Source organism: Kitasatospora sp. SUK 42, from assembly GCF_015776785.2.
In the GTDB taxonomy this organism is placed as follows: Bacteria; Actinomycetota; Actinomycetes; order Streptomycetales; family Streptomycetaceae; genus Kitasatospora.
Genome location: NZ_LFMD02000002.1, coordinates 740,587 through 752,695, shown reverse-complemented (window position 1 = coordinate 752,695; position 12,109 = coordinate 740,587). Strand labels below are relative to the sequence as shown.

The following is a 12,109-nucleotide window of genomic DNA, read 5'->3' as shown; positions in this document are numbered from 1 at the left end:
TCATCGCAGTCGCGCCAGGAGGGCGTGTTCGACGAGGGTGATGAGGGCGCTCTTGGCGCTGTCGCGGCGGCGGGCGTCGAGGGTGATGACGGGGGTGTCGGGGCCGAGTTGGAGTGCTTCGCGGACTTCGTCGGGGGTGTGGGGCTGGTGTCCGTCGAAGCCGTTGAGGGCGACGACGAAGGGGAGTCCGCTGTTCTCGAAGTAGTCGAGTGCGGGGAAGCAGTCGGCGAGGCGGCGGGTGTCGACGAGGACGACGGCTCCGATGGCGCCGCGGACGAGGTCGTCCCACATGAACCAGAAGCGGTCCTGTCCGGGGGTGCCGAAGAGGTAGAGGATGAGGTCTTCGTCGAGGGTGATGCGGCCGAAGTCCATGGCGACGGTGGTGGTGGTCTTGCCGGAGACGTGGCTGATGTCGTCGATGCCGGCGGAGGCCGAGGTCATGACGGCTTCGGTGCGCAGGGGGTTGATCTCGGAGACGGCGCCGACGAGCGTGGTCTTGCCGACGCCGAAGCCGCCCGCGATGACGATCTTCGCGGAGGTGGTGGCGCGGGTGGGGGCGGCCGCGTTAGAGCTTGCGAAGTCCACTGAGGACCCTTTCGAGCAGCGTGACGTCGGGCGTTCCGCCCGACTCGCCCGCGGCGGCGGGCTGGTGGATGGCGACGAGACCGGCCTCGGCCAGGTCGGCCACGAGGATGCGGGCCACACCGAGCGGCACACCGGCCAGTGCGGAGATCTCCGCGATGGATTTGACCTCACGGCAGAGGCTGACGATCCGGGCGTGCTCGGGCAGCAGCCCGCCGGTCCGCTCGGCCGAGCCCGTGGTCGAGATCAGGGCCTCGATGGCGAGCTGGTACCGGGGGCGGGTCCGTCCGCCGGTCATCGCGTAGGGGCGGACCAGCGGCTGCTGCTCGTAGCCGTCGGACTGCTGCCCGCCGTAGCCGCTGCCGTACCCGTTGCCGTACGGGCCGGCGGGTGTCGAGGGCGGGGTCATGGGTCCTCCTTGTGCTGCAGCCTTGGGCAGCCGGTTCCAGCTGGGGCGATGCCAGCTGAGGCGAGATCAGCTGCCTGAGGGTAGCTGAGGGTGAGACGCCGGGTCCGGTCGGGTCGGACCCGGCGCAGGTGGAGCGGTGGGAGAGCCGTGCGGGCTCCGGTCAGTGCAGGAGACTGCCCTGGAGTTCCGCGCGGAGAGCGGGGGTGAGGACGGCGCCGGCGCGGTCGACGAGCAGGGCCATCTCGTAGCCGACGAGGCCGATGTCGGAGTCGGGGGCGGCGAGGACGGCGAGGGCGGAGCCGTCGCTGATGGCCATGAGGAACAGGAAGCCCCGTTCCATCTCGACGACGGTCTGGTTGACCTCGCCGCCTTCGAAGATCCGGCTGGCGCCGGAGGTGAGGGAGGTGAGGCCGGAGGCGACGGCGGCGAGCTGGTCGGCGCGGTCCCGGGGGAACCCTTCGGACATGCACAGCAGGAGGCCGTCCGCGGAGACCACCACGGTGTGGGACACCCCGGGGGTGTTGTCCACGAAGTTGGTGATCAGCCAGTTCAGGTTCTGTGCGGCCTGGCTCATCTGGTTCAACTCAACGCTCCTGGTGATCTGCGCCGTTGCCGTCGTTCCGGCCACCGAAACTATCGAATCCGGGCTGCTGGGCACCATGCTGGAAGCCCGGCTGGTTGGCGGCCTGCTCGGCCCCGGCCCGGCGGCCCTGCTGGATGCCGCGGCGCAGGTTGGTCAGGCGGCCGCGGACCTCCTCGGGGGCACGGGAGACCTGGGGACCGGTCAGCGGAGAGGCCTCGGCGGTGCCGGAGACCAGGTTGGCCTGCGGGGTCCGCCGGGGGAGGCCGGACATGGTGACCCCGCTGGTCGAGGGCTCGCGGATCTGCTCGGCGCGGCGCCAGCGCTCGTCGTTCGCGGACGGGCGCCAGGGCGCGTCGCCGGTGCCCGGCTGCGGCGGCTGTTCCTGCTGCGGCTGCTGCGGGGTCTGCGGCTGCGAGGCCTGCGGGGCCTGCTGCTGCGGGGCCTGCGGGGGCTGAGCCGGCTGAGGCTGGGCCTGCGGGGCCTGCTGCCGCGGGGCCCGGGGCGGCTGGGCCGGCTGCTGGAACTCCGGAGAGGAGGTACCGGGCCGGCGCGGCTGGTACGGCCGGGGCCGGGACTGCTGCGGGGCCTGTGACTGGCCCTCGGCCTGCTGCGGGTGCCAGGGCTGTTCGCCGCCGGCCTCGGACGGGCCGGTCGGCAGCGCCATCGGTTCCTGCCGCGGCGGCACCTGCTGCGGCTGGGCCGGCTGGGCCGGCTCAGGACGCACCTGCGGCTGCGGCGGGTTGGGCACGTTCGGCAGCACCGGCTCCACCAGCCCGAGGCCCAGCGGGTCGCGCGGGTCGATCTGGCTGGCCTCGAAGCGCGGCCGGGCGAACTGCTGGGTGCTCTCCACCGGCGCCGGCTCGGCCGACGGCAGCGGCTGGGCCTGCTGCGGCGGCAGCTGCGGCTGGCGGTCGCGCTGCGGGGCCTCCGGGCCGGGGCGCTGCGGTCGGCGCGGACCCTGCGGACCCTGCGGACCCTGCGGACCCTGCTGGCCGGGGGCACCGGGACGCTGCTGGCCGGGGGCGCCGGGGCCCTGACGGCCGGGGGCGCGCTGCGGCAGCCCGTCCTGGGGACGGTTGCCCGGCCGGGCACCCTGCTGGGGGGCGCCGGGCCCGCCCGGTCGGCCGTGCTGCGGCTGCTCGCCGGTGCGAGGCGCCGGAGCGCCGTCGAACTCGCCGGTCGGGCGCGGACGCTCCTGGCCGGGGCCGGGGCGGCCCTGGCCGCGGCGGGGCAGGCCGTTCGGGCCGCCCTGCGGCGGGCCCTGACGGCCGGGGGCGCGCTGCGGCAGGCCGGCCTGCGGCGACTGCTGCGGCTGACCCTGACCCTGACCCTGGCCCTGCGGCCGGGGCTGAGGCTGCTTGCCCTGAGGCTGCTTCCCCTGGGGCTGCTGCTTCTGCTGGCCCTGCGGCATCGGGTTCTCGCGCAGCGCCTGGCCGACCTGACGGGTCGGCAGGCCGCCCGCGCGACCGCCGGGCGCGCCCGGTCCGGTCGGAGCGGCGGGAGCGGCCGGAGCCGCCGGACCGCCCTGGCCGAGCTGCGGACGGCCGCCCTGCGGGGCGCCGCCGGCCGGGCCCTGGCCGAGCGCGGCCGGACCGTCCTGGCGACCGGGCGGCACCTGGCGCTGCTGGCGCGGCGTCGGGGCGACCCCGCGCTGTTGCTTGCCCTGGCCGGAGCCGGAGCCGGAGCGGCCGGGGCCGCGGCGCTCGGCGGAGTTGGTGACGTCCACCGGGAGCATGACCAGCGCGGTGGTGCCGCCGGAGTCGCTCGGACGCAGCTGGATCCGGATGCCGTGCCGCAGGGACAGGCGGCCGACCACGAAGAGGCCCATGCGGCGGGAGACCGAGACGTCCACCGTCGGCGGGTTGGCCAGGCGCTCGTTGATCTCGGCGAGGTCGTCCGGGCTCAGGCCGATGCCGGTGTCGTGGATCTCGACCAGCACCCGGCCGTCCGGCAGCGCGTGGCCGGTGACCCGGACGCGGGTCTGCGGGCTGGAGAACGAGGTGGCGTTCTCCAGCAGCTCGGCGAGCAGGTGGACGAGGTCGTTGACGACGCGGCCGGCGACCTCGGCCGACGGCACGGAGGCGAGCTCGATGCGCTCGTACTGCTCCACCTCGGAGGCGGCGGCGCGGAGCACGTCGACCAGCGGGACGGGGCGGGTCCAGCGGCGACCCGGGTCCTCACCGGCGAGGACGAGGAGGTTCTCGCCGTTGCGGCGCATGCGGGTCGCGAGGTGGTCCAGCTTGAAGAGGTTGGCCAGCTGGTCCGGGTCGGCCTCGCGGCTCTCCAGCTCGGAGATGAGCGACAGCTGGCGCTGGATCAGGCCCTGGCTGCGGCGCGACAGGTTGGTGAACATCGCGTTGATGTTGCCGCGCAGGAGGGCCTGTTCGGCGGCGAGGCGGACGGCCTCGCTGTGCACCATGTCGAAGGCGTGCGCCACGTGGCCGATCTCGTCGGCGGAGTCGACGGCGACCGGTTCCACCGTGGTGTCGACGTCGTGCGGGTCGTTCTCGGAGAGGGTCTTGACCAGCTCGGGCAGGCGCCGCTCGGCGACGTCCTCGGCCGCGGCCTGGAGCCGGGTCAGCGAGCGCACCATCGAGCGGGCGATCAGACCGGCGCCACCGAGGGCGACCAGCAGCACCAGGGCGACGGCGGCACCGATGATGAGGGCCTCGGTGTCGGCCTGGGACTGGAGGTCCTGGGCCTTTCCGTCGAGGTCCTCGATCAGCTTGGACTCGATCCGGCGCTCGGCGGTGATCTTGGAGCTGGCCTTCTCGTACCAGTCCTTGTAGGAGACCGCCTCGGTCTGGTGGATGCCGCTCGGCTGGAGGATCGAGCGCGCGTAGCGGTCGGCGTCGGCGACCACCGAGTTGTAGCTGAGCTGGCCGCGCAGGTTGTCCAGGTCGTGCGAGGTGTAGATGTTGTTGAAGCTGGTGAGCGCGTTGTCGTAGGACGCGCGCAGGCGGACGCCGAAGGACTCGTCGCTCGCGCTGAGGTCGGGGCCCTTGGGGTTGGCCAGACCGGCGCTGATCAGCGCGCGCTGCTGCGAGGTGGCGTTCTTGGCGAGCGAGAACTGCTGCAGCGCGCGGGTGGCGACGAGCAGGTCCTTGTTGTTCGAGGCGAGCGCGATGTCCTGGGTGATGGACAGCAGGTCGCGGATGATCACGTCGTAGGCGGTGATCGTCGCCTGGATGTTCTGGTTGTTCTGGTACGGCGCGTTGCGCGCCTCCGAGATCGAGTTCAGGTCCCGGCGGAGCTGGAACAGCAGGGCCTTGCCGCCCGAGAGTTCGAGGTTCTCGAACTTGTCCGAGGAGGCGGTGAAGGTGCGGCTGAGGTCGTCGGTGGCCTTGCGGGCGGTGACGATCTCGTCGTCCAGCGGGTCGCTCGGACGGTTGGTGATGTAGCCGGCGCTGATGTCGCGCTCGGTCTGCAGGGCGTCCGCGAGGTTGGTCGCCTTCTTGGCCAGGTCGGACAGGTTGGCCATCTGGGCGAGTTGCTGGGAGTTCTCCAGCGAGGTCTGGATGCGCAGGCCACCGAGGACCAGCGAGACCAGGACGGGCAGCGCGAGCAGGGCGATCAGGCGGGTGCGGATGCGCCAGTTGCGCATCGCGAGCCGGCTCAGACCGGTGGCGCGTCGTCTGGTCAGGGTGGTCCGGAGCTTGTCCCGCGTGGACTTCCGTTCCTGGCCGTCCGCCTCCGGACGGGCGGGGGACTCGGGCGTCACCGGGTCGGTGGGGCCGCCGGGGGCCGCCGCCTGTTGGGGGGCTGCCACAGGCTCGCGCGACTCCGGGTCACCCGCGGCGCCGCTACCCCTTTTGAAACGTCCCTGCACTGGCGTCGCAACCTCTGGACCGGGCGTCCCGCCGCGTCGCCACGGCCTGGACGGTGTCGAGTTTCCATCCGCTCCCCGGCCGGTCCGGGAGAGCGGGCACCGGGGTGGACTACTCCCTACCCACGGTCCGTCGCATTCCAGCACAGCCGGGGAATCCCAACAAGGGCCGCTGGAACCTATTGTCCGGCACTACCGACCGCATGCGCGGTTTCACTTACTGTGCGGTAACCGGACCGGAATACCGCCTTTTTCGGACACTCGCCGGATGCATGCCAACGTGACCAGAGGCTGAAAAGAGTCGCAGACCTGCCGAAATGCCCGTTACGGGTGCAATGTCGGGAAATTCCGTTGAGCCGATATGTCGGATATCTGCGATTTGCTCGCCAATTTGTGAGCAAAATCACAGCCTAATGTGTAGCTTTGGTCACGGCCTCTGTGGAAAGAGATCTCGTAACCTGGCTGTCTCCGGAGCACGGCCGCGATCAGCCTGCCCAGAACCCCTCCGAATCAATCGGAATCACTCAGGCCGGTGTCGATCCGCCGCGATCCGCCCGGCCGCGACCACGAGGTGCTCTCGATGTCCCAGGCGAAGAAGGCCCCCAAGTCCACGCTGTCCTGCCGCCCCACGGCGAACCCGCGCCGGACGACGCTGGCCTCGGTCGAGGACTTCAGCAAGATCCCGGGCGCCCGCAAGCCCGAGGACGCCGTCACGTACGCCACCGAGCTGCCGGCCAGCACCGCCAACCCGCGCCGCGTCCAGCTGATGGTCGCCCCGGTGGTCACCCCCCGGGACTGATCCCACCCGCGTTCCGCCGAGGGCGGCGCGGACCCCGCAACCCGGGTGTCCGCGGCGCCCCCGCGCGTTTCCGGGCACCGTGCTGAACAGGGGCAGAGCGGTCGGCCGGGGCCCCACGCGATAGCCTGGAGAACGATTGACGGGGCCGCGTCCACCACGGGCGGGGCGCCACCAGCGCCCGGGGGCGCCCCGGGCGGTCGACGAAGCGAGGGGTAGCCCAGCCGTGCGCATTGCCAGGTTTTCCGTCCGGGAAGGGAGCCCTGCCGCCGGCAGCGTCTCCTTCGGCGTGGTGGAGGGCGACCCTTCCCAGCCCGACTCGCTGGTGGTCCACGCGCTGGCCGGCCACCCGTTCGGCCAGCCCCAGCCCACCGGCGAGAGCTACCGCTTCCAGGACGTCCGGCTGCTCAGCCCGATGCTCCCGAACAAGATCGTGGCGGTCGGCCGCAACTACGCGGCGCACGCGGCCGAGCTGGGCAACGACGTCCCGGACGTCCCGCTCACCTTCTTCAAGCCGTCCACCTCGGTGATCGGTCCGACCGAGAGCATCGCCTACCCGCCGTTCTCCTCGGAGGTCCACCACGAGGCCGAACTCGCCGTGGTGATCGGCCGGATGTGCCGCGAGGTGCCGCTGGACCGGGTGCCCGAGGTGATCCTCGGCTACACCTGCGCCAACGACGTCACCGCGCGGGACGTCCAGCAGCGCGAGGGCCAGTGGGCCCGGGCGAAGGGCTTCGACACCGCCTGCCCGCTGGGTCCGTGGATCGAGACCGACCTCGACCCGGGCGACCTCGCGATCACCTGCACGGTCAACGGCGAGCTCCGCCAGACCGGCCGCACCTCCCTGATGGTCCGCTCGGTCGCCGAGCTGATCGTCCACATCTCCGAGGCCATGACGCTGCTGCCCGGCGACGTCATCCTCACCGGCACGCCCGCAGGGGTGGGCCCCCTCAACGTCGGCGACGAGGTCGCCGTCTCCATCGAAGGCATCGGCACTCTCACCAACAAGGTGATCAAGCGTGGCTAACACTGACCCGGCCGTCCGGGTTCGCTTCTGTCCGTCCCCGACCGGCAACCCCCACGTGGGCATGGTCCGCACGGCCCTGTTCAACTGGGCCTACGCCCGCCACACCGGCGGCACGCTGGTCTTCCGGATCGAGGACACCGACTCCGCCCGCGACTCCGAGGAGTCGTACGACCAGCTGCTCGACGCCATGCGCTGGCTCGGCCTGGACTGGGACGAGGGTCCGGTGGTCGGCGGCCCGCACGCGCCGTACCGGCAGTCGCAGCGGATGGACATCTACGCCGACGTCGCCCGTCGCCTGCACGAGGCCGGCCACGCCTACCACTGCTACTGCAGCACCGAGGAGCTGGACGCCCGCCGCGAGGCCGCCCGCGCGGCCGGCAAGCCCTCCGGCTACGACGGCCACTGCCGGAACCTGACGGACGAGCAGGTCGCCGTCTACGAGCTGGAGAAGCGCGAGCCGATCCTGCGCTTCCGGATGCCCGACAGGACGCTCTCCTTCGACGACCTGGTGCGCGGCACGCTCACCTTCGAGCCGGAGAACGTGCCGGACTACGGCATCGTCCGGGCCAACGGCGCCCCGCTGTACACCCTGGTGAACCCGGTGGACGACGCCCTGATGGGCATCACCCACGTGCTGCGCGGCGAGGACCTGCTGTCCTCCACCCCGCGACAGCTCGCGCTGTACGCCGCGCTCGCCGAGATCGGCGTCGGCAACGGCACCACCCCGCGCTTCGGCCACCTGCCGTACGTGATGGGCGAGGGCAACAAGAAGCTCTCCAAGCGCGACCCGCAGGCCTCGCTCAACATGTACCGCGAGCTCGGCTTCATCCGCGAGGGCCTGCTCAACTACCTGTCCCTGCTGGGCTGGTCGCTGGCCGAGGACCGCGACCTGTTCGACATGGACGAGATGGTCGCCGCCTTCGACATCGCGAAGGTGAACTCCAACCCGGCCCGCTTCGACCTGAAGAAGTGCGAGGCGATCAACGCCGAGCACGTCCGCAAGCTGGCCCCGGAGGACTTCGCCCGGCGCCTGGTGCCCTTCCTGCAGGGCGCCGAGCTGCTGCCGGCCGAGCCGACCGCCGAGCAGCTGGACCTGCTCGCCAAGGTCGCGCCGCTCACCCAGGAGCGGATGGTCGTGCTGAGCGAGATCGTGAAGATGGCCGGCTTCCTGTTCGTCGACCCGGAGAAGTTCGCCGTCGACCCGGACGACGCCGCCAAGGCGCTGACGGCCGACTCCCGCCCGGTGCTGGAGGCCAGCATCAAGGCGCTGGAGGAGCTCGGGGACTTCACCCCGGAGCCGATCCAGGCCGCGCTGCGCGAGGCGCTGGTGGACGGGCTGGGCATCAAGCCCAAGTTCGCCTTCACGCCGCTGCGGGTGGCCGTCACCGGCCGCAGGGTCTCGCCGCCGCTGTTCGAGTCGATGGAGCTGCTCGGCCGCCCCGAGACACTGCGCCGGCTGCGCTCCGCCCTGGACGCCCTCCCGGCCGCCTGAGCGGGCCCTGGCGGGTCGTTGAGCAGGCCGCGGGCCCGGCTTCGTGCCGGGCCCGCGGCGCACCCGGAGGTCACCGGACGGCCCCCTGTCCGCTGCCTGCGGTTATCGATTTTGGAGCCAGGGCCGACGTCGGGTAATGTTCTTTCTGCGCCGCCCGGGAGGGAACGGACGAGGGAGCGAAAGCCCCCCGGCCGGGACCGAACGAGAGGCGCAACGCCTGAGAAGATCCCGACAAGGGTTCAACTCTGGTGGGGTATGGTGTAATTGGCAGCACGAGTGATTCTGGTTCATTTAGTCTAGGTTCGAGTCCTGGTACCCCAGCGCAGTACGATCGGTAAGATCGCACCGCAGTACAAATGAAGATCAAGCCCCCGTTGTGTAGCGGCCTAGCACGCTGCCCTCTCACGGCAGTAGCGCCGGTTCGAATCCGGTCGGGGGTACTGATCCCGCAAGGGATCACCTGGAAAGCCCCCGTTGTGTAGCGGCCTAGCACGCTGCCCTCTCACGGCAGTAGCGCCGGTTCGAATCCGGTCGGGGGTACTGATCCCGCAAGGGATCACCTGGAAAGCCCCCGTTGTGTAGCGGCCTAGCACGCTGCCCTCTCACGGCAGTAGCGCCGGTTCGAATCCGGTCGGGGGTACTGATCCCGCAAGGGATCACCAGGATGCCCCCGTTGTGTAGCGGCCTAGCACGCTGCCCTCTCACGGCAGTAGCGCCGGTTCGAATCCGGTCGGGGGTACTTCAGAGCAAGCCGATGGGTCAGCCCATCGGCCCTTGCTTTGTGTTGGGGTATGGTGTAATTGGCAGCACGAGTGATTCTGGTTCATTTAGTCTAGGTTCGAGTCCTGGTACCCCAGCCAGAAATTGGAAAGGCCCCGGTTCCCGGGGTCTTTTTGCTTTCCGGGGAGTGTCCCTTCCAGGAGACGTCTCGAAGGGCCCCGCTCGATTCCGAGCGGGGCCCTTCGCGTTTTCGGTGGGGGTGTTTCCGGCGGGGGAGGGGTGGGTGGGGGCCCCTGCCGGGTCAGCTTCGGCGCAGTGCCTCGGTGAGCCGGTTCGCGGCTTCGATGATGGCCTGGGCGTGCAGGCGGCCCGGGTGGCGGGTCAGCCGCTCGATCGGGCCGGAGACGGAGACGGCGGCCACCACGCGGTTGGAGGGGCCGCGGACGGGCGCGGAGACGGACGCGACGCCCGGCTCGCGCTCGCCGATCGACTGGGCCCAGCCGCGCCGCCGCACGCCGCTGAGCGCGGTGGCGGTGAAGCGGGCGCCCTGGAGGCCGCGGTGGAGCCGCTCGGGCTCCTCCCAGGCCAGCAGGACCTGGGCGGCCGAGCCGGCCTTCATCGGCAGGGTGCTGCCGACCGGGACGGTGTCCCGCAGGCCGGAGAGCCGCTCGGCGGCGGCTACGCAGATCCGCATCTCGCCCTGGCGGCGGTAGAGCTGTGCGCTCTCGCCGGTGACGTCGCGCAGGTGGGTCAGGACCGGGCCCGCGGTGGCGAGCAGCCGGTCCTCGCCCGCCGCGGCGGAGAGTTCGGACAGGCGGGGGCCGAGGATGAAACGTCCCTGCATGTCCCTGGTGACCAGGCGGTGGTGTTCGAGTGCGACGGCGAGTCTGTGGGCCGTGGGGCGCGCCAGACCGGTGGCGGCGACCAGCCCCGCCAACGTGGCGGGGCCCGACTCCAGTGCGCTCAGCACCAGAGCGGCCTTGTCGAGAACGCCGACGCCGCTAGTGTTGTCCATGCGCTAAGACTGCAGTCTCATTCCGCGAGACGCAAGTTCAATCTTCCGGGAAAAGCGCCACTCTGGATGCAGCAGCCCGGGAGACATCCAGGATGGGACCTCGTCAGAGTGTCCGCATCGTGGACGGCGATCCGGCGTGCAGATCGCGCGAAGGCGCCCCGCACGGGGCTGCGCAAGCGTTTACCCCGACGACATGAGAAGGCCGGCAACGCGGCCGGCTGGAGGGAATCCGATGGGACGGACACTCGCAGAGAAGGTCTGGGACGACCACGTCGTGCGGCGCGCGGAGGGCGAGCCCGACCTCCTGTTCATCGACCTGCACCTGCTCCACGAGGTCACCAGCCCGCAGGCCTTCGACGGGCTGCGCCTGGCCGGTCGCCCGGTCCGCCGCACCGACCTGACGATCGCCACCGAGGACCACAACACCCCGACCCTGGACATCGACAAGCCGATCGCCGACCCGGTCTCCCGGGTGCAGCTGGAGACGCTGCGCCGCAACGCGGCCGAGTTCGGCGTCCGGATCCACTCGCTCGGCGACGTCGAGCAGGGCGTCGTGCACGTGGTCGGCCCGCAGCTCGGCCTGACCCAGCCCGGCATGACGGTGGTCTGCGGCGACTCCCACACCTCCACCCACGGCGCCTTCGGCGCGCTGGCGTTCGGCATCGGCACCAGCCAGGTCGAGCACGTGCTGGCGACCCAGACCCTGCCGCTGGCGCCGTTCCGGACCATGGCGATCACCGTCGAGGGCGACCTGCCCGACGGCGTCACCGCCAAGGACCTGATCCTGGCCGTGATCGCGAAGATCGGCACCGGCGGCGGCCAGGGCTACGTCCTGGAGTACCGCGGTTCGGCGATCCGGAGCCTGTCCATGGAGGCCCGGATGACCGTCTGCAACATGTCCATCGAGGCGGGCGCCCGGGCCGGCATGATCGCCCCGGACGAGACCACCTTCGCGTACCTCAAGGGCCGCCCGCACGCCCCGCAGGGCGAGGACTGGGACGCCGCCGTCGAGTACTGGAGGACCCTGGGCACCGACGAGGACGCCGTCTTCGACCACGAGATCCTCATCGACGCGAGCGAGCTGACCCCGTTCGTCACCTGGGGCACCAACCCCGGCCAGGGCGCCCCGCTCGGCTCCACCGTCCCGAACCCCGAGGACTTCGCCGACCCGCAGGAGCGCACGGCCGCCGAGAACGCCCTGGCGTACATGGGCCTTGAGGCCGGCACCCCGCTGCGCGAGGTCGCCGTCGACGCGGTCTTCGTCGGCTCCTGCACCAACGGCCGGATCGAGGACCTGCGCGCCGCCGCCGCCATCCTGGAGGGCCGCCGGGTCGCCGACGGGGTGCGGATGCTGGTCGTCCCCGGCTCGGTCCGGGTCGCCCTGCAGGCCGTCGAGGAGGGCCTGGACAAGGTGTTCACCGCCGCCGGGGCCGAATGGCGCCACGCCGGCTGCTCGATGTGCCTGGGCATGAACCCCGACCAGCTCGCCCCCGGGGAGCGCTGCGCCTCCACCTCGAACCGCAACTTCGAGGGCCGCCAGGGCAAGGGCGGCCGCACCCACCTGGTTTCCCCGCAGGTCGCCGCCGCGACCGCCGTCCTGGGCCGACTGGCGGCCCCCGCCGACCTCGTGTCCACCAACGTCGCCGTGGAGGCCTGAGC

The 12,109-nt window shown here is 71.7% G+C and carries 9 protein-coding genes and 6 tRNA genes; 10 read left to right on the top strand and 5 right to left on the bottom strand.

The features are described from left to right. The 4 genes from RZ50_RS03160 to RZ50_RS03145 all read right to left on the bottom strand — a co-directional run bounded on the left by RZ50_RS03160 (window position 1) and on the right by RZ50_RS03145 (window position 5,343). A complete protein-coding gene (locus RZ50_RS03160) occupies window positions 1–585 on the bottom strand; it encodes an ATP/GTP-binding protein (protein WP_196948452.1) in 585 nt (194 codons plus the stop codon). Continuing rightward, window positions 566–991 (bottom strand): DUF742 domain-containing protein, encoded by a 426-nt coding sequence (locus tag RZ50_RS03155; RefSeq protein WP_196948453.1) that lies wholly within the window; start codon window positions 989–991, stop codon window positions 566–568. Before RZ50_RS03155 ends, RZ50_RS03160 begins: the two co-directional genes overlap by 20 nt. Before the next feature lie 160 nt (window positions 992–1,151). Then, window positions 1,152–1,565 carry a roadblock/LC7 domain-containing protein gene (locus RZ50_RS03150; RefSeq protein WP_030291361.1) on the bottom strand — a complete coding sequence of 138 codons (414 nt, stop codon included), beginning with the start codon at window positions 1,563–1,565 and terminating at the stop codon, window positions 1,152–1,154. Window positions 1,566–1,575: 10 nt separating this feature from the next. Further along, a complete protein-coding gene (locus RZ50_RS03145) occupies window positions 1,576–5,343 on the bottom strand; it encodes a nitrate- and nitrite sensing domain-containing protein (protein WP_308271282.1) in 3,768 nt (1,255 codons plus the stop codon). 589 nt (window positions 5,344–5,932) lie between these two features. Between RZ50_RS03145 and RZ50_RS03140 the strand changes: the two genes are divergently transcribed. From RZ50_RS03140 to RZ50_RS03100, 9 genes are all read left to right on the top strand, one after another. Next, the gene (locus RZ50_RS03140) at window positions 5,933–6,199 is read left to right on the top strand and encodes a hypothetical protein (RefSeq protein WP_308271278.1); all 267 of its coding nucleotides are present in this window, start codon (window positions 5,933–5,935) and stop codon (window positions 6,197–6,199) included. Between the two features lie 223 nt (window positions 6,200–6,422). Next, window positions 6,423–7,223 carry a fumarylacetoacetate hydrolase family protein gene (locus tag RZ50_RS03135; RefSeq protein ID WP_196949922.1) on the top strand — a complete coding sequence of 267 codons (801 nt, stop codon included), beginning with the start codon at window positions 6,423–6,425 and terminating at the stop codon, window positions 7,221–7,223. Further along, window positions 7,216–8,715, top strand: coding sequence for a glutamate--tRNA ligase (gltX, locus tag RZ50_RS03130; RefSeq protein WP_196949923.1), 1,500 nt, complete (start codon window positions 7,216–7,218; stop codon window positions 8,713–8,715). The genes RZ50_RS03135 and gltX overlap by 8 nt, the downstream gene beginning before the upstream one ends. A gap of 249 nt (window positions 8,716–8,964) precedes the next feature. Continuing rightward, window positions 8,965–9,036: transfer RNA gene (locus RZ50_RS03125), tRNA-Gln, on the top strand. A gap of 46 nt (window positions 9,037–9,082) precedes the next feature. Then, window positions 9,083–9,155, top strand: a tRNA-Glu gene (locus RZ50_RS03120). 27 nt (window positions 9,156–9,182) lie between these two features. Continuing rightward, window positions 9,183–9,255 (top strand) — tRNA-Glu (locus RZ50_RS03115). A 27-nt stretch (window positions 9,256–9,282) separates the two neighbouring features. Further along, a tRNA-Glu gene (locus RZ50_RS03110) sits at window positions 9,283–9,355 on the top strand. 26 nt (window positions 9,356–9,381) lie between these two features. Then, a tRNA-Glu gene (locus RZ50_RS03105) sits at window positions 9,382–9,454 on the top strand. Window positions 9,455–9,500: 46 nt separating this feature from the next. Next, window positions 9,501–9,575 (top strand) — tRNA-Gln (locus tag RZ50_RS03100). 161 nt (window positions 9,576–9,736) lie between these two features. On the opposite strand, the gene RZ50_RS03095 is transcribed toward RZ50_RS03100, so the two are convergent. Continuing rightward, window positions 9,737–10,450 carry an IclR family transcriptional regulator gene (locus RZ50_RS03095; RefSeq protein ID WP_030246527.1) on the bottom strand — a complete coding sequence of 238 codons (714 nt, stop codon included), beginning with the start codon at window positions 10,448–10,450 and terminating at the stop codon, window positions 9,737–9,739. A gap of 232 nt (window positions 10,451–10,682) precedes the next feature. Here RZ50_RS03095 and leuC point away from each other — a divergent pair, with 232 nt between their 5' ends. Continuing rightward, entirely contained in the window at window positions 10,683–12,107 is a 1,425-nt protein-coding gene (leuC, locus tag RZ50_RS03090) for a 3-isopropylmalate dehydratase large subunit (RefSeq protein ID WP_196946856.1), read from the top strand. Window positions 12,108–12,109: the final 2 nt, after the last annotated feature.